This is a genomic window from Escherichia sp. E2562 (assembly GCF_005781075.1).
Classification (GTDB): Bacteria; Pseudomonadota; Gammaproteobacteria; order Enterobacterales; family Enterobacteriaceae; genus Escherichia.
On record NZ_VATM01000011.1, the window covers coordinates 1 to 22,722 of the forward strand.

Annotated in this window: 19 protein-coding genes, 1 tRNA gene and 1 pseudogene; 6 read left to right on the forward strand and 15 right to left on the reverse strand. The window is 53.3% G+C overall.

The features are described 5' to 3' along the window. Positions 1–22: 22 nt before the first annotated feature. The 6 genes from FEK43_RS16045 to pncC form a co-directional block, all read right to left on the reverse strand. Positions 23–115, reverse strand: a tRNA-Ser gene (locus tag FEK43_RS16045). Between the two features lie 314 nt (positions 116–429). Further along, positions 430–615: a carbon storage regulator CsrA gene (csrA, locus tag FEK43_RS16050; protein WP_000906486.1), complete on the reverse strand. Its 186-nt coding sequence runs from the start codon at positions 613–615 to the stop codon at positions 430–432. A gap of 234 nt (positions 616–849) precedes the next feature. Next, positions 850–3,480 carry an alanine--tRNA ligase gene (gene alaS / locus FEK43_RS16055; RefSeq protein WP_135407623.1) on the reverse strand — a complete coding sequence of 877 codons (2,631 nt, stop codon included), beginning with the start codon at positions 3,478–3,480 and terminating at the stop codon, positions 850–852. A gap of 127 nt (positions 3,481–3,607) precedes the next feature. Further along, positions 3,608–4,108 (reverse strand): recombination regulator RecX, encoded by a 501-nt coding sequence (gene recX, locus FEK43_RS16060; RefSeq protein ID WP_130207608.1) that lies wholly within the window; start codon positions 4,106–4,108, stop codon positions 3,608–3,610. A gap of 237 nt (positions 4,109–4,345) precedes the next feature. Beyond that, a complete protein-coding gene (gene recA / locus FEK43_RS16065; protein ID WP_000963153.1) occupies positions 4,346–5,407 on the reverse strand; it encodes a recombinase RecA in 1,062 nt (353 codons plus the stop codon). 79 nt (positions 5,408–5,486) lie between these two features. After that, positions 5,487–5,984: a nicotinamide-nucleotide amidase gene (gene pncC, locus FEK43_RS16070; protein WP_130214441.1), complete on the reverse strand. Its 498-nt coding sequence runs from the start codon at positions 5,982–5,984 to the stop codon at positions 5,487–5,489. Positions 5,985–6,164: 180 nt separating this feature from the next. Here pncC and FEK43_RS23145 point away from each other — a divergent pair. Continuing rightward, a pseudogene (locus tag FEK43_RS23145) lies at positions 6,165–6,403 on the forward strand (hypothetical protein). 38 nt (positions 6,404–6,441) lie between these two features. On the opposite strand, the gene mltB reads toward FEK43_RS23145, so the two are convergent. Next, positions 6,442–7,527, reverse strand: coding sequence for a lytic murein transglycosylase B (gene mltB / locus FEK43_RS16080; RefSeq protein ID WP_130207614.1), 1,086 nt, complete (start codon positions 7,525–7,527; stop codon positions 6,442–6,444). Between the two features lie 253 nt (positions 7,528–7,780). Here mltB and gutQ point away from each other — a divergent pair, with 253 nt between their 5' ends. Further along, positions 7,781–8,746: an arabinose-5-phosphate isomerase GutQ gene (gene gutQ / locus FEK43_RS16085; protein WP_135407626.1), complete on the forward strand. Its 966-nt coding sequence runs from the start codon at positions 7,781–7,783 to the stop codon at positions 8,744–8,746. Here gutQ and norR read toward each other — a convergent pair. Continuing rightward, a complete protein-coding gene (gene norR / locus FEK43_RS16090) occupies positions 8,743–10,257 on the reverse strand; it encodes a nitric oxide reductase transcriptional regulator NorR (RefSeq protein ID WP_135407628.1) in 1,515 nt (504 codons plus the stop codon). The two genes, gutQ and norR, sit on opposite strands and share 4 nt — an antisense overlap. Before the next feature lie 186 nt (positions 10,258–10,443). Here norR and norV point away from each other — a divergent pair, with 186 nt between their 5' ends. Together norV and norW are read left to right on the forward strand one after the other, a co-directional pair. Then, positions 10,444–11,883 (forward strand): anaerobic nitric oxide reductase flavorubredoxin, encoded by a 1,440-nt coding sequence (norV, locus tag FEK43_RS16095; RefSeq protein ID WP_138158631.1) that lies wholly within the window; start codon positions 10,444–10,446, stop codon positions 11,881–11,883. Continuing rightward, a complete protein-coding gene (gene norW / locus FEK43_RS16100) occupies positions 11,880–13,013 on the forward strand; it encodes an NADH:flavorubredoxin reductase NorW (RefSeq protein WP_135407630.1) in 1,134 nt (377 codons plus the stop codon). Before norV ends, norW begins: the two co-directional genes overlap by 4 nt. A gap of 127 nt (positions 13,014–13,140) precedes the next feature. Here the strand turns inward: norW and hypF are convergent, their stop codons facing one another. From hypF to ascG, 3 genes are all read right to left on the reverse strand, one after another. After that, a complete protein-coding gene (gene hypF / locus FEK43_RS16105) occupies positions 13,141–15,393 on the reverse strand; it encodes a carbamoyltransferase HypF (RefSeq protein WP_135407633.1) in 2,253 nt (750 codons plus the stop codon). 152 nt (positions 15,394–15,545) lie between these two features. Further along, positions 15,546–16,073 (reverse strand): electron transport protein HydN, encoded by a 528-nt coding sequence (hydN, locus tag FEK43_RS16110; RefSeq protein WP_001078777.1) that lies wholly within the window; start codon positions 16,071–16,073, stop codon positions 15,546–15,548. Positions 16,074–16,221: 148 nt separating this feature from the next. Then, entirely contained in the window at positions 16,222–17,232 is a 1,011-nt protein-coding gene (ascG, locus tag FEK43_RS16115; RefSeq protein WP_167850487.1) for a DNA-binding transcriptional regulator AscG, read from the reverse strand. A gap of 259 nt (positions 17,233–17,491) precedes the next feature. Between ascG and ascF the strand changes: the two genes are divergently transcribed. Then, positions 17,492–18,949, forward strand: a complete 1,458-nt coding sequence (gene ascF, locus FEK43_RS16120) for a PTS cellobiose/arbutin/salicin transporter subunit IIBC (protein ID WP_135407638.1) — start codon at positions 17,492–17,494, stop codon at positions 18,947–18,949. Between the two features lie 8 nt (positions 18,950–18,957). Then, positions 18,958–20,382, forward strand: a complete 1,425-nt coding sequence (gene ascB / locus FEK43_RS16125) for a 6-phospho-beta-glucosidase AscB (protein ID WP_135407641.1) — start codon at positions 18,958–18,960, stop codon at positions 20,380–20,382. A gap of 157 nt (positions 20,383–20,539) precedes the next feature. Here the strand turns inward: ascB and hycI are convergent, their stop codons facing one another. Genes hycI through hycF form a run of 4 tightly spaced genes read right to left on the reverse strand, consistent with a single transcriptional unit; the run spans position 20,540 to position 22,719 of the window. Next, positions 20,540–21,010 carry a hydrogenase maturation peptidase HycI gene (hycI, locus tag FEK43_RS16130; RefSeq protein WP_135407643.1) on the reverse strand — a complete coding sequence of 157 codons (471 nt, stop codon included), beginning with the start codon at positions 21,008–21,010 and terminating at the stop codon, positions 20,540–20,542. Further along, complete coding sequence (gene hycH, locus FEK43_RS16135; protein WP_001291918.1) at positions 21,003–21,413, reverse strand: formate hydrogenlyase assembly protein HycH; 411 nt, start codon at positions 21,411–21,413, stop codon at positions 21,003–21,005. Before hycH ends, hycI begins: the two co-directional genes overlap by 8 nt. Next, a complete protein-coding gene (gene hycG / locus FEK43_RS16140) occupies positions 21,410–22,177 on the reverse strand; it encodes a formate hydrogenlyase subunit HycG (RefSeq protein WP_000067399.1) in 768 nt (255 codons plus the stop codon). Before hycG ends, hycH begins: the two co-directional genes overlap by 4 nt. Beyond that, the gene (hycF, locus tag FEK43_RS16145; RefSeq protein WP_000493785.1) at positions 22,177–22,719 is read right to left on the reverse strand and encodes a formate hydrogenlyase subunit HycF; all 543 of its coding nucleotides are present in this window, start codon (positions 22,717–22,719) and stop codon (positions 22,177–22,179) included. The genes hycG and hycF overlap by 1 nt, the downstream gene beginning before the upstream one ends. Positions 22,720–22,722 lie beyond the last annotated feature (3 nt).

A 22,722-nucleotide genomic window follows, 5' to 3' on the forward strand; every position in this document is an offset into this window, starting at 1 on the left:
CCAGCTGAGCTACGGATGCAAATGGCGGTGAGGCGGGGATTCGAACCCCGGATGCAGCTTTTGACCGCATACTCCCTTAGCAGGGGAGCGCCTTCAGCCTCTCGGCCACCTCACCACACGCCTCTTACGAGTGCTTCGAAGAACTTGTTTATCGCTCATCGTCGCTGCGTGGCGCACATATTACTTTCTGAGACTTATAAGTCAAACAATTTTTCCCACACTTTTATCGTTTGCACACTTCGCGCTCAATTAGTCTGTAAAAACGTCAAAAAGAGTGTTTTATCAACAGAAAAACAGGCCTCTGACAGGTAGCAGTGATAGAGAAAAATGAAGGCAAAAGTTAAATGAACGGGAGTAACGCGAAAAAAAATGAAGTGAAAGAGAAATTTTGAGGGTGCGTCTCACCGTTAAAGATGAGACGCGGAAAGATTAGTAACTGGACTGCTGGGATTTTTCAGCCTGGATACGCTGGTAGATCTCTTCACGGTGAACAGAAACTTCCTTCGGGGCGTTTACGCCAATACGTACTTGGTTGCCCTTTACCCCTAAAACTGTCACGGTGACCTCATCCCCAATCATGAGGGTCTCACCAACTCGACGAGTCAGAATCAGCATTCTTTGCTCCTTGAAAGATTAAAAGAGTCGGGTCTCTCTGTATCCCGGCATTATCCATCATATAACGCCAAAAAGTAAGCAATGACAAACACATTACATCTAAGCAGTCATGGCATTACATTCTGTTAAACCTAAGTTTAGCCGATATACACAACTTCAACCTGACTTTATCATTGTCGATAGCGTCGATGCGAATGCCGTGAAGCAAGTCCACGGCATTGCCTGACACTTATATTATTGCAATTTCGCGCTGACCCAGCCTTTCACACTGGCTAACGCTGCAGGTAAGGCCGCAGCATCCGTACCACCGGCTTGCGCCATGTCAGGACGTCCACCACCCTTGCCGCCCACCTGCTGAGCGACCATACCAATCAGTTCCCCTGCTTTCACGCGATCTGTGACGTCCTTAGATACGCCTGCAATCAGAGAAACCTTACCTTCGGCTACCGTTGCCAGCACGATAATTGTCGACCCCAGCTGATTTTTTAAATCGTCAACCATGGTGCGCAACATTTTCGGCTCAACACCGCTAAGCTCACTAACCAACAGCTTAACACCATTAACATCAATTGCCTTACTGGAAAGATTTGCGCTCTCCTGTGCGGCAGCCTGTTCTTTAAGCTGTTGTAACTCTTTTTCCAGCTGACGCGTACGTTCCAGTACTGAGCGCACTTTATCAGCCAGATTATTGCTATCGCCTTTCAGCAGATGCGCGACTTCGCTTAAGCGATCGCTGTCTGCATGAACGGTGGCGATAGCACCTTCTCCGGTTACCGCTTCGATACGACGAACGCCTGCAGCAGTACCCGATTCAGAAATGATACGGAACAGACCAATATCACCGGTGCGGCTGGCGTGAGTACCACCACACAGCTCGGTGGAGAAATCGCCCATGCTCAGCACACGTACACGTTCATCATACTTCTCGCCGAACAGCGCCATCGCACCTTTCGCTTTCGCCGCTTCGAGATCCATGATGTTGGTTTCGATAGGCAAGTTACGACGAATCTGCGCGTTCACCAGATCTTCGACAGCACGAATCTCTTCTGGTTTCATCGCTTCGTTATGCGAGAAGTCAAAACGCAGCACCTTGTCATTAACCAGCGAACCTTTCTGGGAGACATGAGTACCCAGAACCTGACGCAGCGCAGCGTGCATCAGGTGCGTTGCGGAGTGATTCAGACGAATACGAGCGCGACGAGCTTCATCTACATCTGCCTGTACCGCGTCGCCCACTTTCAGAGAACCCGCAGCAAGTTTACCGATGTGACCAATCGCCTGGCCATATTTCTGCGTATCTTCCACCTCAAAGGAGAAGTTAGCGCCTTTCAGTTCGCCTTTATCGCCAACCTGACCGCCGGATTCTGCATAGAATGGCGTTTGATCCAGCACGACCACAGCTTCCTGGCCTGCATTGATGGCATCAACCGCTTTACCATCAACAAACAGCGCGGTCACTTTGCCGTTCAGTTCCAGATGGTCATAGCCTTTAAATTCAGATGCACTATCAACACGGATCATTGCGTTGTAATCGGCACCAAAGCCGCTGGCTTCGCGCGCACGACGACGCTGCTCTTCCATTGCTGCTTCAAAACCAGCTTCGTCAACTTTGATGTTGCGCTCACGGCAAACGTCAGCCGTCAGGTCAACCGGGAAGCCGTAGGTGTCGTACAGGCGGAAAGCTGTTTCACCATCCAGCGTATCACCAGAAAGTTTTGCCAGCTCTTCATCCAGCAGTGCCAGACCGCGCTCCAGAGTACGGGCAAACTGCTCTTCTTCAGTCTTCAGCACCTGCTCAACCTGCGCCTGCTGGCGTTTCAGGTCTTCACCCGCAGAGCCCATAACGTCGATCAGCGGACCAACCAGTTTGTAGAAGAAGGTTTCTTTCGCGCCCAGCATATTGCCGTGACGCACTGCGCGACGAATGATACGACGCAGCACATAACCACGGTTTTCGTTGGACGGCATTACGCCATCCGCAATCAGGAACGCACAAGAACGAATGTGGTCAGCGATAACGCGCAGCGATTTATTGCTCAGATCGGTCGCGCCAGTCACCTTAGCCACCGCCTGAATCAGCGTACGGAACAGGTCGATATCATAGTTGGAGTTTACGTGTTGCAGCACGGCGGCAATACGCTCCAGCCCCATACCGGTATCTACAGACGGCTTCGGCAGCGGTTCCATCGTGCCATCTGCCTGGCGGTTGAACTGCATGAAGACGATGTTCCAGATCTCAATGTAGCGGTCACCGTCTTCTTCCGGGCTTCCCGGAGGGCCACCCCAAATGTGGTCGCCGTGATCGTAGAAAATTTCGGTGCACGGGCCGCACGGACCAGTGTCACCCATCTGCCAGAAGTTATCAGATGCGTATGGCGCACCTTTGTTATCGCCGATGCGAATAATACGTTCGCGCGGGATCCCTACTTCTTTTTCCCAGATTTCGTAGGCTTCGTCGTCGCTTTCATAGACGGTAACCCACAGACGCTCTTTCGGCAGGGCAAACCATTTTTCGCTGGTCAGCAGTTCCCATGCAAACTGAATGGCATCGTGTTTGAAATAGTCGCCGAAGCTGAAGTTGCCCAGCATTTCGAAGAAGGTATGGTGACGCGCGGTGTAACCGACGTTTTCCAGGTCGTTGTGTTTACCACCCGCACGCACGCAGCGTTGGGAAGTGGTAGCGCGGGAATAATTACGCTTGTCGAGCCCAAGGAAGACATCCTTGAACTGGTTCATCCCGGCGTTGGTAAACAACAAAGTTGGGTCGTTATGGGGTACCAGGGAGCTGCTGGCAACTACCTGATGTCCCTTACTATGGAAAAAGTCGAGAAACGCCTGACGGATCTCAGCGGTGCTCTTGCTCATAATTATCCTGAAATCAAGCTAACGAAATATCGCCACCAGCTACAGCGTGTCTTAACCGCCGGGCTGGTAACTGAAAAGTGGGAATAAGATAAGTTTTCTTGACTGGGAAGTAAAATACCGTATGCGTTCAGTCGGCAAAATTTCGCCAAATCTCCTGGATATCTTCCATCAGATAGCCACGATAGAGCAGAAAACGCTGGATCTTAACTTTTTCTGAAAAGACAGTTGGCAAAGGTTCGCCATATTTTCGCGTCGCCTGATCGCGTGCCAGTGCGCACCAGTCAATGTCACATTCACGCATCGCTTTTTCTGTCGCTTCGCGGGAAATACCTTTCTGATTCAGTTCCTGACGAATACGCGCAGGTCCATAACCTTTGCGGCTACGGCTGGCAATAAAGCGCGCAACAAATCGGCTGTCATCGAGATAGCCATGTTCATGGCACCAGGCAATAACGCGCGCGTAATCTTCTGCCGTGGCATCAATCTCTTCCGGGCCATTTTTACCCATAATCGGTGCCGCGAGTTTACGTCGCAGTTCTTGCTCACTGTGATCGCGCACCGCCAGAATGCGTACCGCTCGATCCAACAGACGAGCATATGCCGGGCGACGGGATGTTGAGTCTGTCATGGCATATCCTTAAAACTTAAAAAGCAAAAGGGCCGCAGATGCGACCCAGGTTTTGCTGACAAAGTGGCGTTGTTCATGCCGGATGCGGCGTGAGCGCCTTATCCGTCCTACAAACCGTGCAACTTCAATACATTGCAGAGAACATGTAGGCCTGATAAGCGTAGCGCATCAGGCAATTTTGCGTTTGTCATCCGTCTCAGAGTCGCAGATGCGCCCCTTGAGTATCAAACAAGACGATTAAAAATCTTCGTTAGTTTCTGCTACGCCTTCGCTGTCATCTACAGAGAAATCCGGCGTTGAGTTCGGGTTGCTCAGCAGCAGCTCACGTACTTTCTTCTCGATCTCTTTCGCGGTTTCCGGGTTATCTTTCAGCCAGGCAGTCGCATTCGCTTTACCCTGACCGATCTTCTCACCTTTGTAGCTGTACCACGCGCCTGCTTTCTCGATCAGCTTCTCTTTCACGCCCAGGTCAACCAACTCGCCGTAGAAGTTGATGCCTTCACCGTAGAGGATCTGGAATTCGGCCTGTTTAAACGGCGCTGCAATTTTGTTCTTCACCACTTTCACGCGGGTTTCGCTACCCACTACGTTTTCGCCCTCTTTCACCGCACCGATACGACGGATGTCGAGACGAACAGAGGCGTAGAATTTCAGCGCGTTACCACCGGTAGTGGTTTCCGGGTTACCGAACATCACACCAATTTTCATACGGATCTGGTTGATGAAGATCAGCAGCGTGTTGGACTGCTTCAGGTTACCCGCCAGCTTACGCATCGCCTGGCTCATCATACGTGCTGCAAGGCCCATGTGAGAGTCGCCGATTTCGCCTTCGATTTCCGCTTTCGGCGTCAGTGCCGCCACGGAGTCAACGACGATAACGTCTACTGCGCCAGAACGCGCCAGAGCGTCACAGATTTCCAGTGCCTGCTCGCCGGTGTCCGGCTGGGAGCACAGCAGGTTGTCGATATCGACACCCAATTTACGTGCATAGACTGGGTCCAGCGCGTGTTCAGCATCGATAAACGCACAGGTTTTACCTTCACGCTGCGCTGCGGCGATCACCTGCAGCGTCAGCGTGGTTTTACCGGAAGATTCCGGTCCGTAGATTTCGACGATACGGCCCATCGGCAGACCACCTGCCCCAAGCGCGATATCCAGTGAAAGCGAACCGGTAGAGATGGTTTCCACATCCATGGAACGGTCTTCACCCAGGCGCATGATGGAGCCTTTACCAAATTGTTTCTCAATCTGGCCCAGTGCTGCCGCCAACGCTTTCTGTTTGTTTTCGTCGATAGCCATTTTTACTCCTGTCATGCCGGGTAATACCGGATAGTCAATATGTTCTGTTGAAGCAATTATACTGTATAGTCATACAGTATCAAGTATTTTGTAGAAATTGTTGCCGCAGCGTATTTAAGGCATAAGCCGTCGCCTTACGACGCACGGCATCGCGGTCGCCGCTAAAGCATTCCCGGCGGGTAATGCCTTCGCCGCGGGCTGTGGCAAAAGCAAACCAGACGGTGCCGACAGGCTTCTCTTCGCTGCCGCCATCCGGTCCGGCGATGCCACTGATAGCAACCGCATAATCAGCACGAGCCGCTTTCAGTGCGCCTATCGCCATTTCCACCACAACAGGTTCACTCACCGCGCCATGCTGCGCCAGCGTCTCTTCGCGTACGCCGATCATCTGCGCTTTGGCTTCGTTACTGTAGGTGACAAATCCGCGTTCAAACCAGGCGGAACTGCCGGCAATATCGGTAATCACTTTCGCTACCCAACCGCCAGTACAGGATTCAGCGGTTGTTACGGTTGCGCCACGGGATTTCAGCGCCAGCCCTACCTGCTCGCTTAACTGCATCAGTTCACTGTCAGTCATCACAACCTCTGTCAGTCAAAAATTTATGCCGGACAAGATAGCACTTTCCCGCAGAAGATGGGGACCAGCGATTCATTTTACGAGTCGCATTCCGAAATAAGACTGTTGCGGCCAACCGGTAAAGAAAAACGCTACCATGCAGCGTTCATATTGCCAGGTATTCACAAGGAGAGAAAAATAATGACAACAAAGAAAACGGATAACCCCCCCAAAACGTGCTTAAACAGACCACGCAAATGCGTATGTGGGTCATCATTGGTGGCATCAGCGCACTGGTTTCAGTGATATGTAAGATTTTATCTTCTGGCTATCTTGAACCTTTCGACTTCGGTCAGGCCGCGTTAGGCGTTGTCTGTCTGGGATATGCGATATCGCTGTCAAAAAAAATCAGGCAATTACGTCATTCGAATAAACAGTAAGAAAGCAGAGGGAAGTTTAACCTCCCTCTTGCAGATAGTTACTGTACGCGCGCCAACGCCACGGCTTGTCCTAACTGCCAGACCGCCATTGCGTAATGTGTGCTGTGGTTATAACGGGTAATGGTGTAGAAGTTCGGCAGACCGTACCAGTACTGATAACCTGTTCCAACATCCAAACGCAGCAGGCTGGCCTGTTGATGGTTGCCCAGCGACTGCTGTGGCGTTAAACCTGCCGCGGCAAGCTGCGAAATGCTGTACTTGGTTTTGAAGCCATTTGGCAAGCCTGGAGCCTGACCATTTGCCATTACCGCGACCTGATCGCCTTTTACCCAGCCGTGCGCTTTGAAATAGTTCGCCACGCTACCGATCGCATCAACCGGATCCCAAAGGTTGATATGCCCGTCGCCGCTGAAATCTACCGCATATTGTTTGTAAGACGACGGCATAAACTGTCCGTAGCCCATCGCCCCGGCAAAGGAACCTTTCAGATTGAGCGGATCGTCCTGCTCATCGCGCGCCATCAGCAGGAAGGTTTCCAGCTCGCCAGAGAAATACTCCGCGCGGCGTGGGTAGTTAAATGACAGCGTTGCCAGCGCATCGAGGATGCGGGTTTTCCCCATCACGCGCCCCCAGCGGGTTTCGACGCCGATAATCCCGACGATAATTTCCGGCGGTACGCCATACACCTGCCACGCGCGATTCAGCGCATCTTCATACTGATTCCAGAAAACCACGCCGTTCTGCACGTTATCCGGCGTAATAAATTTTTTGCGATAACGCAGCCATGCGCCGTTCGGACCAGATGGCGGTTTCACCGATGTGGTTGGTGCCTGGTTATCCATCAGCCGCAGTACCGAATCCAGACGTTTCGCCTGAGAGAGAATTTCCTGCAATTGCTGACGATCGAAACCATGTTTGTTCACCATTTTTTCGATGAACTGCTGCGCATTGGGGTTATTGGCGAAATCTCCGCCCATCTGCATCACATTGTGCTGCGGCTCAAGCAGGAAGCCGCCGGACGGCGTTCCGGTGGTTGTTTCAGTCTCAGTCGGTTTTGGCTTGCTGCTACAGGCGGCAAGTAACACAAAAAGGGGAAGCAATGTTACATAACGATGCTTGAACATGAGGGGTCCATTTAACAAATTCAACCAGGGGCAAGTATGGTAAAGCATCCCGCCCAGCACAAGGAAGCGGTAGTCTGTTTTCGGCACTCCATTTCTCTTTAGTCTCTTCTTTCAGTTCATATTTTTTCTTAAAGCATGTTGTAACTAAATTCACATATGTTGTTTCCCTTCCCATAGCGCTGGATAATGAGCGCTCATTCCGGCCATCAATCCCTGGCTGGAATAAATAAATGGACCTTAACCGGAGAGAGCAATGAGTGAAGCACTACTGAACGCGGGACGTCAGACGTTAATGCTGGAGTTGCAGGAAGCAAGCCGTTTACCGGAACGTCTGGGCGATGATTTTGTTCGCGCCGCCAATATCATCCTGCACTGCGAAGGCAAAGTGGTAGTTTCGGGAATTGGCAAATCGGGCCACATTGGTAAGAAAATCGCCGCAACACTTGCCAGCACCGGCACACCGGCTTTTTTTGTCCATCCGGCAGAAGCACTGCACGGCGATCTGGGGATGATTGAAAGCCGCGATGTGATGCTGTTTATCTCTTACTCCGGTGGAGCGAAGGAACTGGATCTGATTATTCCGCGTCTGGAAGACAAATCTATCGCGCTGCTGGCGATGACGGGCAAACCGACGTCACCGCTGGGACTCGCGGCGAAAGCGGTGCTGGATATCTCCGTAGAACGCGAAGCCTGTCCGATGCACCTTGCTCCGACCTCCAGCACCGTCAATACCCTGATGATGGGTGATGCGCTGGCGATGGCGGTCATGCAGGCACGCGGATTTAATGAAGAAGATTTTGCCCGCTCCCACCCAGCTGGGGCACTGGGCGCTCGCTTGCTGAATAAAGTGCATCATCTGATGCGCCGTGATGACGCCATCCCGCAGGTGGCGGTAAATGCCAGTGTCATGGACGCGATGCTGGAACTCAGCCGCACCGGTCTGGGGCTGGTGGCGGTATGTGACGCTCAACAACAGGTACAAGGCGTCTTTACCGACGGTGATTTACGTCGCTGGCTGGTTGGCGGCGGCGCACTCACCACGCCAGTTAATGAAGCGATGACGACAGGCGGCACGACATTACAGGCACAAAGTCGCGCCATCGACGTCAAAGAAGTTCTGATGAAGCGCAAAATCACCGCCGCACCGGTGGTGGATGAAAACGGCAAACTCACCGGTGCGATTAACCTGCAGGATTTCTATCAGGCCGGGATTATTTAATCCTTCAATCCCAGACGTTTCGCCAGCCGATGCAGGTTGGCGACGTCGGTTTCCAGCATCCGCGCGCAGGCAGCCCAGTTGTTATGATTTTGTGCCAGTGCCTGGCGAATGGTTTCACGCTGGAACGCTTCTGTCGCTTCACGCAGATTTTGCTTAACAACGGGCATTGTCATCGCTTCTGGCGGCGGCAACGCCTCCTCAGGAAAAGCAAAATGTTGCGCCTCAAGAATCACTTCATCGCCGCTGCGAGTGGCTCTCGCCAGCACTACCGCCCGATGAATAGCATGTTCCAGTTCGCGCACATTTCCCGGAAAATTATAGTGTTGCAGTAATTTTCGCGCTCCGGCACTTAATACCACGCGGGAAAGCCCCAGCCGCAAACGACACTGCTCACAGAAATACCCTGCCAGCAGAATGACGTCATCGCCCCGCTCACGCAGCGGCGGCACCGAAAGTGGAAACACGCTCAGGCGATGAAACAAGTCGGCGCGAAATCGCCCTGCCAGCACCTCTTCGCGTAAGTCGCGGTTAGTCGCAGCCAGCACGCGCACATCGACCCGCAAACTGCGGTCATCGCCAACGCGCTGAATATCGCCATACTGCAACACCCTCAGCAGCTTGGCCTGCAATGCCAACGACAACTCGCCGATCTCATCCAGAAACAGCGTGCCGTTATCCGCCATTTCAAACTTCCCGCTGCGGTTACTGATAGCGCCAGTAAACGCTCCTTTCACATGCCCGAACAACTCACTTTCCGCCACACTTTCCGGCAGTGCGGCACAGTTGAGATAGACCAGCGGATTCACCGCCCTTGGCGAGGCTTCATGAATCGCTTTCGCCACCAGCTCCTTACCGGTTCCCGTCTCACCGCTGATCAGGACGTTGAGATCAGACGCCGCCACAATCTCAATCTCTTTTTTCAATTGCGTCATACCTGGCGACAGACCGATCATCTGCGTCTGTTTCACCGCTTCAAACGGCGCGGCATCGCCTGGCAGCATATTCTGGCTTTCCAGTTGTTCAATCAGCAACGCATTGCTTAACGCTCCCGCCGCCAGCGCAGCAATCAGCCGTAACTCTTCGTCGCTGAAAACATCGAACTGATCGGGCTGCATCCCGTCAAGCGTCAGTGCGCCGATCAGGTTTTGTCCGGCAAACAACGGCAGACCAACGCAGGCGTGAACCTTCAGTCTCTCCTGCCCGGGAATCAAACCGTCATAGGGATCGGGCAATTCGCTGTCTGCGGGAAATCGCACCACGTCCCCAGCGCGGGCAATCGCTTCCAGCCGCGGATGCCCTTCCAGCGCAAAGCGTCTACCGAGTACATCCTTCGCCAGCCCGTCGATGGCAAGCGGAATAAACTGCCGCGAGTCGTAACGTAGCAACGCAGACGCATCGCACTCTAGCACCTGACGCAGCGTGGTGATCAGGCGCTGAAAACGATCCTGATGACCAATCCCACGCTGCAATTCGATGGCGATATTCGCCAGCACATCAACGGAAAAACTCATCTTTGCCTCACTGTCAATTTGACTATTGATATTGTCATATTGACCATTTTATTGATAGTCATTTTGACTACTCACTAATGAGCATAAATTAATTTATACATTAAAAACAATCAGATAAAAAACTGGCACGCAATCTGCAATTAACAAGACATCTTTTTAGAACACGCTGAATAAATTGAGGTTGCTATGTCTATTGTGGTGAAAAATAACATTCATTGGGTTGGTCAACGTGACTGGGAAGTGCGTGATTTTCACGGTACAGAATATAAAACGCTGCGCGGCAGCAGCTACAACAGCTACCTCATCCGCGAAGAAAAAAACGTGCTGATCGACACCGTCGACCATAAATTCAGCCGCGAATTTGTGCAGAACCTGCGTAATGAAATCGATCTGGCGGATATCGATTACATCGTAATTAACCATGCTGAAGAGGACCACGCCGGGGCGCTGACCGAACTGATGGCACAAATTCCCGATACGCCGATCTACTGTACTGCCAACGCTATCGACTCGATAAATGGTCATCACCATCATCCGGAGTGGAATTTTAATGTGGTGAAAACAGGCGACACGCTGGACATCGGCAACGGCAAACAGCTCATTTTTGTCGAAACGCCAATGTTGCACTGGCCGGACAGTATGATGACTTACCTGACAGGCGACGCGGTGCTGTTCAGTAACGATGCTTTCGGTCAGCACTACTGCGACGAGCATCTGTTCAACGATGAAGTGGATCAGTCGGAGCTTTTTGAGCAGTGCCAGCGTTACTACGCCAATATCCTGACGCCGTTCAGCCGCCTGGTAACGCCGAAAATTACCGAGATCCTGGGCTTTAACTTACCAGTCGATATGATAGCGACCTCTCACGGCGTGGTATGGCGCGATAACCCGACGCAAATTGTCGAGCTGTACCTGAAATGGGCGGCGGATTATCAGGAGGACAGAATCACCATTTTCTACGACACCATGTCGAATAATACCCGCATGATGGCTGACGCTATCGCCCAGGGGATTGCGGAAACCGACCCGCGCGTAGCGGTGAAAATTTTCAACGTCGCCCGAAGCGATAAAAACGAAATCCTGACCAATGTCTTCCGCTCAAAAGGCGTACTGGTTGGGACTTCGACGATGAATAACGTGATGATGCCGAAAATCGCCGGGCTGGTGGAGGAGATGACCGGATTACGCTTCCGTAACAAACGCGCCAGTGCTTTCGGCTCTCATGGTTGGAGCGGCGGTGCGGTGGATCGTCTTTCCACGCGCTTGCAGGATGCAGGTTTCGAAATGTCACTTAGCCTGAAAGCCAAATGGCGACCGGACCAGGATGCACTGGAATTATGCCGTGAACACGGTCGCGAAATCGCCCGTCAGTGGGCGCTCGCGCCGCTGCCACAAATCACGGTGAATACGGTAGTTAAAGAAGAAACCTCTGCCACCACGACGGCTGACCTCGGCCCACGGATGCAGTGCAGCGTCTGCCAGTGGATTTACGATCCGGCAAAAGGCGAGCCAATGCAGGACGTCGCGCCGGGAACGCCGTGGAGTGAAGTTCCGGACAACTTCCTCTGCCCGGAATGTTCCCTCGGCAAAGATGTCTTCGACGAACTGGCATCGGAGGCAAAATGAGTTACGGCATTGTGATCATTGGTTCGGGCTTCGCCGCCCGCCAACTGGTGAAAAATATCCGCAAACAGGACGCTACTATTCCATTAACCCTGATTGCCGCCGACAGCATGGATGAGTACAACAAACCTGACCTCAGCCATGTTATCAGCCAGGGGCAACGTGCCGACGACCTTACCCGCCAGACGGCAGGTGAATTTGCCGAGCAGTTTAATCTGCGCCTGTTTCCGCACACCTGGGTGACGGATATCGATGCCGAAGCCCATGTGGTGAAAAGTCAGAATAATCAGTGGCAATACGACAAGTTAGTGCTGGCAACCGGTGCCAGCGCCTTTGTCCCGCCAGTGCCTGGGCGTGAGTTAATGCTGACGTTAAATAGTCAGCAAGAGTATCGCGCCTGTGAAACACAACTGCAGGATGCCCAACGCGTGTTGATTGTCGGCGGTGGTTTGATTGGTAGCGAACTGGCGATGGATTTTTGTCGGGCAAGCAAAGCGGTCACGCTGATTGATAACGCCGCCAGCATTCTGGCGTCGTTAATGCCGCCGGAAGTAAGCAGCCGCTTGCAGCATCGGTTGACGGAGATGGGCGTTCATCTGCTGTTAAAATCTCAGTTGCAGGGGCTGGAAAAAACGGATTCTGGCATTCTGGCAACGCTGGACCGCCAGCGCTGCATCGAAGTGGATGCGGTAATTGCCGCCACCGGACTGCGCCCGGAAACAGCCCTGGCACGACGCGCCGGGCTGACGATTAATCGCGGCGTTTGCGTCGACAGTTATCTGCAAACCAGTAATGCCGATATTTATGCGCTGGGCGATTGCGCGGAAATTAACGGTCAGGTATTGCCGTTCCTCCAGCCGATTCAACTTAGCGCGATGGTGCTGGCAAAAAATCTTCTCGGCAATAACACGCCGCTGAAACTACCGGCGATGCTGGTGAAAATCAAAACGCCGGAATTACCGCTGCATCTGGCAGGCGAAACCCAGCGTCAGGATTTACGCTGGCAGATTAATACCGAACGCCAGGGAATGGTGGCGCGCGGCGTTGACGATGCAGACCAGCTTCGCGCCTTTGTGGTCAGTGAGGATCGGATGAAAGAGGCATTTGGATTGTTGAAAACGTTGCCGATGTAGGCGGGCTACTGTGCCCAAAATGTCGGATGCGACGCTGGCGCGTCTTATCCGACCTACGGGGACGCATGTGTAGGCCGGATAAGGCGTTTACGCCGCATCCGGCAATGGTGGCCAAATGCAACACGTTTTATCCGTTCTGGACTTCACCCGCTAACCAACGAGCCGCAGCAATAACCCCCTGCCCCAGAGACAATCCGCCATCACCCGCCGGTAAACTCTGCGGAAAGAGCAATGTGAAATCAGCGAGATAATGCGCCAGACGTGCACGCAGCAAACGGTTATGAATAACCCCACCGCTAAATACCAGCGTAGTGATACCACGCATCGTGGCCTGCTCACGCATCAACGCGGCAAAACCCTGCGCCAGCGCATCATGAAACGCCCACGCGCGTTGATTAACCGGTGCCTGCCAGTTCAGCCACTGCTGCCAGAAAGTGGCGAGATCCAGTTGATTATCCACTAGCGGCATCGTCACCGGATGCGTCACTCCGTGGCACGAAGCTGCGAGAGCCTCCAGAGCACAAGCCGCTTCACCTTCATAACTTAACGTCGCTGGCGCACAGCCCAGTGCCGCCGCTACGGCATCGAACAACCGCCCACACGATGACGCCAGCGGCGCGTTAATTCCACGCTCAATGGCCCGCGCCAGCACGCTCCAGTTTTGCTGTTGCACACTTGCCGTTTCAGGATAATTCTGCCACTCCGGCACAAAGCGCAGGCACTGCGCCAACAGGTTTCGCCACGGCTGCTTTGCAGCCAAATCGCCCCCCGGAAGCGCCACTGCAGGCAAGCCGCCCAAGTGCTGGCATTCGCGATAGTTCACCCGCAGACACTCGCCGCCCCACAAAGCGCCGTTCTCCCCCATACCGATACCGTCGAGCGTCAAAGCAATGACATCCCCGCCCTCCAGCGGCCAGTGATGTTCTGCCAGACACGCCGCCGCGTGGGCATGATGATGCAGCACCGTTTGCGTCGACAGATTCATTTCGCTCGCCCACTGGCTGGAGACATAGCCCGGATGTGCGTCATGCACAACGTATTGCGGGGTAAAATCGTAGATGTTTTGCATCAGGCGTAACGCTTCGCGCCACTGCATCTGGATGCCATCGTCACTTAAATCGCCCAGATGCTGACTCAACACCGCTTGTTCACCGCGCACCAGGCAGAAGGTATTTTTCAGATCCGCGCCGAGACACAGCACAGGCGGAACATTTTTAAAGCCCGGAGGCAAAGCCAGCGCATCCGGCACATACCCCCGCGAACGGCGCAGCATTTCGCCGCTTTCGCGCACCACTGAATCATCCATCCGCTGCACGATGTCGCGGTTATGTATCAAGAATCCGTCGGCAATGCCCTGCAAATCCTCCAGCGCCTGTTCGTTGCTGATAGCCGGTGGTTTACCGCTCAGGTTGCCGGAGGTCATCACCAGCGGGCATTGCAGTTCCTGTAACAGCAAATGCTGGAGCGGATTCGCAGGCAACATCACCCCGACTTCGTTAAGGCCAGGGGCGATATCATCACAAAGCTCAGGAACGTATTTTTTATCCACCAGCACAATCGGCGCGGCGGGCGTGGTGAGCAACTGGCGGGCAGCGTCTGGTAAACCGTCTGCCGCTGGCAACATAACCGCCAGCGGTTTCGCTGGGCGATGTTTGCGCGCCCGAAGTGTCGCCACCGCGTTACTGTTACGTGCATCGCAGGCGAGATGAAATCCGCCAATCCCTTTGATGGCGACAATGTTGCCCATTTTTAACTGTGCGATAGCTGCCTGTAATGCCGCCTCTTGTTCCTCATGTTCACCATGACTTACCCATTCAAGATGCGGGCCACACTCCGGGCAGGCCACCGGCTGGGCGTGGAAGCGACGATCGAGCGGGTCACGGTACTCTTTGTCACAGGCCGGACACAGCGGAAACGCCGCCATCACAGTAAACGGGCGGTCGTAAGGCATGGCGCGAATAATGGTGAAACGCGGGCCGCAGTGGGTACAGTTGATAAACGGATAACGATAACGCCGTTCGCATGGGGTATTCATTTCGGCAAGACAGGCAGGGCAAGTAGCAGCATCGGGAACAATTTGCGTATTCATGACGCCGCCCGCGCTCTGGCGGATGGTGAACTCAGTGGGCAGTTGTGACCAGATAAACGGCTCACGCTCGACGCTATCAATACGCGCCAGCGGCGGACAGTGCTGATGCAATTGAACAAGAAACGTTTCCGGGTCTTCCAGCAGCCGGACTTCTACGCCATCGCCGTCATTACAGACATCGCCGTGAAGATTTAATTGCTGTGCCAGCTGCCAGACAAACGGACGAAAACCGACGCCCTGCACTTTGCCACGAATACGCAGTTGGACACCGCAAGATGTGTTTTTTGCCATTGAGTTATTCCCGCCATCATGAATTGCGTAACCCGCCCAGCCGGACACGACAGCGTCGCATCCGGCAGTCACAGGTCGGCGATACCGCCCGCTCCGTATTCTACGAATATTTCCGGGAATTCCTTTGATGCCAGAACAGTTCTGTAAGATTTTTAGAACATCAGCGCCGTACGGCGACGTTTTTCTGCGCTCAGTTGTTCAAGTTTATTACGATCGACACAAATCAGCGCATGAGTCGGGCAAGCCGCCATACACGCCGGGCCGTCTTCACGATGGTTGCACAGGTCGCATTTATTGGCTTCGGCTTTGTCAGCACGTACATTCAGCCCCGCACCGCTGTTGCGAATCACCGGACGTACCACCACTTCCATCGCGCCATACGGGCAAGCCACAACGCAGGTTTTGCAACCAATGCAACGTTCCTGCATCACATGAACAAACCCTTTATCACGGCTGATAGCACCATTCGGGCAGACGTTAGCGCACGGTGCATCTTCACACTGACGGCAGACTGTTGCCGTGGAAATGTTCACACCTTTAATGACATGGATTCGCGGTAAAAAAGTTTCCGGGGTCAGCGATGCACAGTCCTGATTCTCTTGATGAGAAACCACGCACGCCACTTCACAAGTACGGCAACCAATACATTTACTCGCGTCAGCAATGATGAAACGGTTCATCAAATTCTCCAGCAATGACAGTTAATGCGCCGATACATTCACAAATCATGCCAGTTTTTAATTTACTGTTATTTAAGGAAATTAAATTCTGTAATGCAGGAAAAACGATGTCATCGACACTAGTGACGATGACATGTGATGACAATGTTTATCGCGAAAGAGCAATGAGTGAGTCGCGGCGGATCAGTTTTCCGCTGAAGGTTTTCGGCGGTGTGTAAGCGCCCCCATCGAGCATAAAAATCAGCCGTCCAATAATTTCCTGAATCATCTCTGTTACCGGAATTTTTACGCTGGAGAGCGCCGGAACGGTGTAGGGGGCAATTGCGATATCATCGAATCCGATAACAGACACCTGCTCTGGCACCGCTACGCCGCGCTCGTGTAACGCTTTCATCGCACCTATCGCCATATCGTCGTTACTGGCAACTAATGCGCTAAATTTAGCCCCACGTTCGAGCAACGTTTCTACCCCTTCGGCCCCGCTGGCAGGCGTCCATTTACCGTTAGCGATAAGTTTTTCATTGAGCGCAATACCATGCTGCGACAGCGCGTCTTTATACCCGGCAAGACGTTCAACGCTGGTGGGGGAATCCATCGAGCCGGTAAGAAAAGCAATCTCCTGATGTCCGGCGTTTATCAACTCTGCCACGGCGTTAAAGCTGGTCTGTTTATGATCGCACCAGACGCTATGGCTGCTGTTTTTGCGCAGGCGGCGATTAAGCACCATTATCGGCTGACTGTGCGCGTCAATGATGTCATCGATCTCATCCACGCTTAAAAAACGCGGGTAAATCATGATGGCATCGCAGCGCAGATCCAGCAGATACTGAATCGCCTGGCGCTCTTCTTCGGCGCTATGTTTGCCATCTGCCAATAGCAACTGTCGCCCTTTCTCTTCCGCCATTCGCGCGGCATGAAACAGTAATTCACTAAAATAAATGCCGTGGTAAAGCGTGTTGGTCACTACCAGCCCCAGCGTCTGAGTACTCTTCGCCGACAGATTGCGCGCCAGCAAGTTTGGACGGTAACCGCTCTCTTCTACCGCCTGAAACACACGATCTTTAGTCTCCTGGCTGACGTAGCCATTACCTGAAAGCACGCGGGAAACGGTCGCTTTTGAAACCCCGGCGCGCTTCGCCACTTCCAGCATCGTCGTCATCATTTTCATCCCTTTACACGCAATCAACGCAGTGTACTGCACCGTTTGCCGATTGTCCTTGCGCAATCGGCGGGAAAAATATTCAGGTGACCGGTTTCACAAATATAAAAAATGAACAATTAACTCTCTTGCTTATTTTTTGACAACTATTCATGATTTTGTGAAACCGGTTTCTTAATTCCGTTTCAGCATCGGCATTTTTCCGTCCCGTCGACTGATAACAACTACATCTACCCTACTGATAACAGGATAAAATCCGATGGCCAAAAATTATGCGGCGCTGGCACGCTCGGTGATAGCGGCACTGGGCGGCGTTGATAACATCTCGGCAGTCACGCACTGTATGACGCGTTTGCGCTTTGTTATCAAAGATGACCAGCTTATCGACAGCCCGACGTTAAAAACCATCCCCGGCGTACTCGGCGTGGTACGTAGTGACAACCAGTGTCAGGTAATTATCGGCAATACCGTTTCGCAAGCCTTTCAGGAAGTCGTCAGTCTGCTGCCGGGAGATATGCAGCCCGCACAGCCCGTGGGTAAACCTAAACTCACGCTACGTCGCATTGGTGCGGGGATCCTTGATGCGCTGATCGGCACCATGTCACCGCTGATCCCGGCGATTATCGGCGGATCGATGGTCAAACTGCTGGCGATGATCCTCGAGATGAGCGGCGTGCTGACAAAAGGATCGCCGATCTTAACCATTCTGAATGTGATTGGTGACGGTGCTTTCTTCTTCCTGCCGCTGATGGTCGCGGCTTCGGCCGCCATCAAATTTAAAACCAATATGTCGCTGGCGATTGCCATCGCGGGTGTGCTGGTACATCCGAGTTTTATTGAACTGATGGCGAAAGCGGCCCAGGGTGAACATGTCGAATTTGCCCTGATTCCGGTCACCGCGGTGAAATATACCTACACGGTGATCCCGGCGCTGGTGATGACCTGGTGCCTGTCATATATCGAACGCTGGGTGGACAGCATTACACCGGCGGTGACCAAAAACTTCCTCAAGCCGATGCTGATTGTGTTGATTGCCGCACCGCTGGCAATCCTGCTAATTGGCCCGATTGGTATCTGGATCGGTAGCGCCATTTCGGCGCTGGTTTACACCATTCATGGTTATCTGGGCTGGCTTTCAGTCGCCATTATGGGCGCGCTGTGGCCTCTGCTGGTAATGACCGGGATGCACCGCGTCTTTACGCCAACCATCATTCAGACCATTGCCGAAACCGGCAAAGAAGGGATGGTCATGCCGTCCGAGATCGGCGCTAACCTGTCGCTGGGCGGTTCATCGCTGGCGGTGGCGTGGAAAACGAAAAACCCGGAACTGCGCCAGACGGCGCTGGCTGCAGCGGCATCAGCCATTATGGCGGGGATTTCCGAACCGGCGTTATACGGCGTGGCGATCCGCCTGAAACGTCCGCTTATCGCCAGTCTTATCAGCGGTTTTATTTGCGGGGCGGTTGCCGGTATGGCGGGGCTTGCCAGCCACTCAATGGCAGCGCCGGGGTTATTTACCAGCGTGCAGTTCTTCGATCCGGCGAATCCAATGAGCATCGTCTGGGTGTTCGCCGTCATGGCGCTGGCGGTTGTGCTGTCGTTTATCCTCACACTGTTGCTCGGCTTTGAGGATATTCCTGTTGAGGAAGCGGCTGCCGAGGCGCGAAAGCATCAGGGCGCACAACCAACCGTCGCCAAAGAAGTAAGTCTTAATTGAGGATGAAAATGTCAGTATTTCCAGAAGGTTTTTTATGGGGCGGCGCGCTTGCCGCCAACCAGTCTGAAGGTGCGTACCGTAAAGGTGGCAAAGGGCTGACCACGGTCGATATGATCCCACACGGCGAGCATCGAATGGCGGTAAAACTGGGGCTGGAAAAACGTTTTCAGTTACGCAATGACGAGTTTTATCCCAGCCATGAGGCGACGGATTTTTATCATCGTTATAAAGAAGATATCGCTCTGATGGCAGAGATGGGATTCAAGGTTTTCCGTACTTCGATTGCCTGGAGCCGCCTCTTTCCGCAGGGCGATGAACTGACGCCCAACCAGCAGGGCATTGCTTTTTATCGTTCGGTCTTTGAAGAGTGTAAAAAGTACGGCATCGAACCGCTGGTCACGTTGTGCCACTTCGATGTGCCGATGCATCTGGTCACCGAATATGGCTCCTGGCGTAACCGCAAGCTGGTGGAGTTTTTCAGCCGCTACGCCAGAACCTGCTTTGAAGCCTTTGATGGCCTGGTGAAATACTGGCTCACCTTCAATGAAATCAACATTATGTTGCATAGCCCGTTTTCCGGCGCGGGTCTGGTGTTTGAAGAAGGTGAAAATCAGGATCAGGTGAAATATCAGGCCGCGCACCACCAGCTGGTTGCCAGTGCGTTAGCCACCAAAATCGCCCATGAGGTTAACCCGCAAAATCAGGTGGGCTGTATGCTGGCGGGCGGCAACTTTTACCCTTACAGCTGCAAGCCGGAAGATGTCTGGGCGGCGCTGGAGAAAGACCGGGAAAACCTGTTTTTTATTGATGTGCAGGCGCGGGGCGCGTATCCGGCTTACTCTGCCCGCGTATTCCGCGAAAAAGGGGTAACCATCGACAAAGCACCGGGCGATGATGAGATCCTGAAAAACACCGTCGATTTTGTCTCCTTCAGCTATTACGCCTCGCGCTGCGCCTCGGCGGAAATGAACGCCAACAACAGCAGTGCGGCGAACGTGGTGAAATCGCTGCGTAACCCGTATCTACAGGTAAGCGACTGGGGCTGGGGTATTGATCCACTCGGTCTGCGTATCACCATGAATATGATGTACGACCGTTATCAGAAGCCGCTGTTTCTGGTGGAAAACGGCCTCGGCGCAAAAGATGAATTTGCTGCCAATGGTGAGATTAACGATGACTATCGCATCAGCTATTTACGCGAACATATCCGCGCAATGGGCGAAGCGATTGCAGACGGCATTCCGCTGATGGGCTACACCACCTGGGGCTGTATTGATTTGGTTTCCGCCTCAACGGGTGAAATGAGCAAACGCTACGGTTTTGTCTACGTAGACCGTGACGACGCAGGCAACGGTACGCTGGCGCGCACGCGTAAGAAATCGTTCTGGTGGTATAAAAAAGTGATTGCCAGTAACGGTGAAGATTTAGAGTAAGTAACAGTGCCGGATGCGGCGTGAACGCCTTATCCGGCCTACGTGTCGCACGAACCAGGAAGGCCCGATAAGCACAGCGCATCGGGCAATCTGGCGTTTGCTATCAGTTCTGATTCCCTCATCAAGAACATCCCTGTCCTGATTCCTTACTGAAAAACTACTCTTCTTCCACCGCTAACTGCGTAAATCCGCCGTTCCCTTCCCAGCCTTCCAGTCGTTGATAAACGGTTTCAACCGCATCTTTAATCGGTTGGGTCATCGGGTAGTAAAAGCCGACGATATCCGGCTGGATGCCGAGGAAAATCACTTCGCCAATGTCTTCTTTCAACTGGTCGATAAGATAGTTCAGCGGCATGTTATGGGTAGTCATCATAAACATCTCGGCGATGTCATCTGGGTCGATGATGCGGATCTCGCCGGGGTTTAGTCCCATATCAGTGGCGTCGACAATCAGCAGTCGTGTCGGGCGCAGTTCGCGGATGGCGACAATGTCGTTTTCCGGTGCGCTACCGCCGTCAATCACCACCCAGTTACCTTTCGGCACGGCGGCGCACTTTTCCGCCAGCAGCGGACCTGCGCCATCATCGCCCATCATGCTATTGCCAACACAGAGTAAAACGTCAGTCACGCAATCTCCTCACCATCAAATAGATGGCGTTTTCCTGATGAATATCGTGCAGCATACTTAACAGCATTGTACTCCATTCCTTCTGCTGCGAAGTTTGCGCTGCCCGGGCTTTATCGAATGCGTTGGCCAGCATCGGCACATGGTTAATGTCGATGACGATCTCACCATATTTCGGCACGCCTTCCATTTTGCGGCGGGCTTCGCTGCCCGCTTCCAGAGTAGCAATCCATGCCAGATATTCATCCCACGGGCAGGTGAGCGCCGCTTCCAGGCAATCGATAACCCCAAGGTGGTGACCAATCGCCAGGCTGTAATAGACCACCTGCTGCGCCTCTGCGGGCGTGGCATCGTTCTCATCAATAAATTTACGGCTCAGTTGACTGAACACCACCTTTTCACTCATCGGATACGCGCCTCTTCAACAACATGATTCAGATGGCTGACAATCTCGTTCAGACGCGGATCGTTTTCCGCTTCCAGCCAGCGTGCAACCTGCTCTTCACCCTGCCCTAACTGTGTCAGGAAATCATCGGCAATCTGGCGACCGTAACGGTAACCTGCCAGGCGGCGTGCTTCGCGATCCACTTTCACACGCAGCGGCTGCACCATATCGCCATGCAGGATCTCCGCCGGTTGTTCATCCTGCTCACCCGGGCCACGGGCGTGAATTTTCTGCTCCAGCAGGCCGAGTGCCATTGCAAAGCCGTACAGCGTGGCGGCTGGTGTTGGCGGGCAGCCAGGGATATAAACATCCACCGGGACGATTTTATCCGTACCGCCCCACACGCAGTAAAGATCGTGGAAAATGCCGCCGCTGTTGCCGCAGGCACCGTAGGAGATACAGATTTTCGGGTCCGGCGCGGACTGCCACGCACGTAGCGCAGGGGATCGCATTGCACGGGTGACCGCGCCGGTAAACAGTAAAATATCCGCATGACGCGGTGACGGAACGACTTTAATGCCGAAGCGTTCTGCATCGAAAAGTGGCGAAAGCGTGGCGAAAATTTCGATTTCGCAGCCGTTGCAGCCGCCGCAGTCCACGCGGTAAACGTAGGCAGAACGTTTGATTTTTTTCAGTAACGACGCCTTCATGCTGGCGATGGACTCATCCACCGTCATCGGGACCGGAATGCCGTTGGCGTCACGGGGGCCTAATAAATTGCTCATCAGATGGCCTCTTTCATATGGCGAGTCAGTTCAATACGGTCGGACGGCACCAGGCATTTCTGGCGCTTACATTCCGGGCAAGTCTCAAAGCTTTCGCGGTGGTTTTCCGCGCGGCTGTCGCCGTTGTGCTTAAGCAGCGCAATGGCGTAGTCGATCTCTTTCTGAACGGCGAAAGGACGATTGCAGACGCGGCAGTTGCACAGCGCGAAGCGGGACTGTTGCAGGAAATCTTCTTTCTTCCACACCGCCAGTTCGTACTCTTGCGACAGTTTGATCGCCGCCGTCGGGCAGACTTCTTCGCAGCGTCCACAGAAGATGCAGCGGCCAAGATTGAACTCCCAGGCCAGCTCACCGGTGGCGAGGTCAGTTTCAACCGTTAAGGCGTTTGACGGGCAGGCATTGACGCAGGCCGCGCAGCCGATGCACTGCTGCGGGTTCTGCTCTGGCTTACCACGGAAGTTTTTATCAACCGCAATCGGCTCCAGCGGATAAGACGAGGTCGCCGTGCCGGTTTTGATAACTTTTTTGATAAAGGTAAACATGGC

Excerpts from the sequence above, each read along its gene's own strand:
- csrA (WP_000906486.1), bottom strand. The coding sequence starts at position 615 with ATGCTGATTCTGACTCGTCGAGTTGGTGAGACCCTCATGATTGGGGAT.
- alaS (WP_135407623.1), bottom strand. The coding sequence starts at position 3,480 with ATGAGCAAGAGCACCGCTGAGATCCGTCAGGCGTTTCTCGACTTTTTC.
- recX (WP_130207608.1), bottom strand. The coding sequence starts at position 4,108 with ATGACAGACTCAACATCCCGTCGCCCGGCATATGCTCGTCTGTTGGAT.
- recA (WP_000963153.1), bottom strand. The coding sequence starts at position 5,407 with ATGGCTATCGACGAAAACAAACAGAAAGCGTTGGCGGCAGCACTGGGC.
- pncC (WP_130214441.1), bottom strand. The coding sequence starts at position 5,984 with ATGACTGACAGTGAACTGATGCAGTTAAGCGAGCAGGTAGGGCTGGCG.
- mltB (WP_130207614.1), bottom strand. The coding sequence starts at position 7,527 with ATGTTCAAGCATCGTTATGTAACATTGCTTCCCCTTTTTGTGTTACTT.
- gutQ (WP_135407626.1), top strand. The coding sequence starts at position 7,781 with ATGAGTGAAGCACTACTGAACGCGGGACGTCAGACGTTAATGCTGGAG.
- norR (WP_135407628.1), bottom strand. The coding sequence starts at position 10,257 with ATGAGTTTTTCCGTTGATGTGCTGGCGAATATCGCCATCGAATTGCAG.
- norV (WP_138158631.1), top strand. The coding sequence starts at position 10,444 with ATGTCTATTGTGGTGAAAAATAACATTCATTGGGTTGGTCAACGTGAC.
- norW (WP_135407630.1), top strand. The coding sequence starts at position 11,880 with ATGAGTTACGGCATTGTGATCATTGGTTCGGGCTTCGCCGCCCGCCAA.
- hypF (WP_135407633.1), bottom strand. The coding sequence starts at position 15,393 with ATGGCAAAAAACACATCTTGCGGTGTCCAACTGCGTATTCGTGGCAAA.
- hydN (WP_001078777.1), bottom strand. The coding sequence starts at position 16,073 with ATGAACCGTTTCATCATTGCTGACGCGAGTAAATGTATTGGTTGCCGT.
- ascG (WP_167850487.1), bottom strand. The coding sequence starts at position 17,232 with ATGACGACGATGCTGGAAGTGGCGAAGCGCGCCGGGGTTTCAAAAGCG.
- ascF (WP_135407638.1), top strand. The coding sequence starts at position 17,492 with ATGGCCAAAAATTATGCGGCGCTGGCACGCTCGGTGATAGCGGCACTG.
- ascB (WP_135407641.1), top strand. The coding sequence starts at position 18,958 with ATGTCAGTATTTCCAGAAGGTTTTTTATGGGGCGGCGCGCTTGCCGCC.
- hycH (WP_001291918.1), bottom strand. The coding sequence starts at position 21,413 with ATGAGTGAAAAGGTGGTGTTCAGTCAACTGAGCCGTAAATTTATTGAT.
- hycG (WP_000067399.1), bottom strand. The coding sequence starts at position 22,177 with ATGAGCAATTTATTAGGCCCCCGTGACGCCAACGGCATTCCGGTCCCG.
- hycF (WP_000493785.1), bottom strand. The coding sequence starts at position 22,719 with ATGTTTACCTTTATCAAAAAAGTTATCAAAACCGGCACGGCGACCTCG.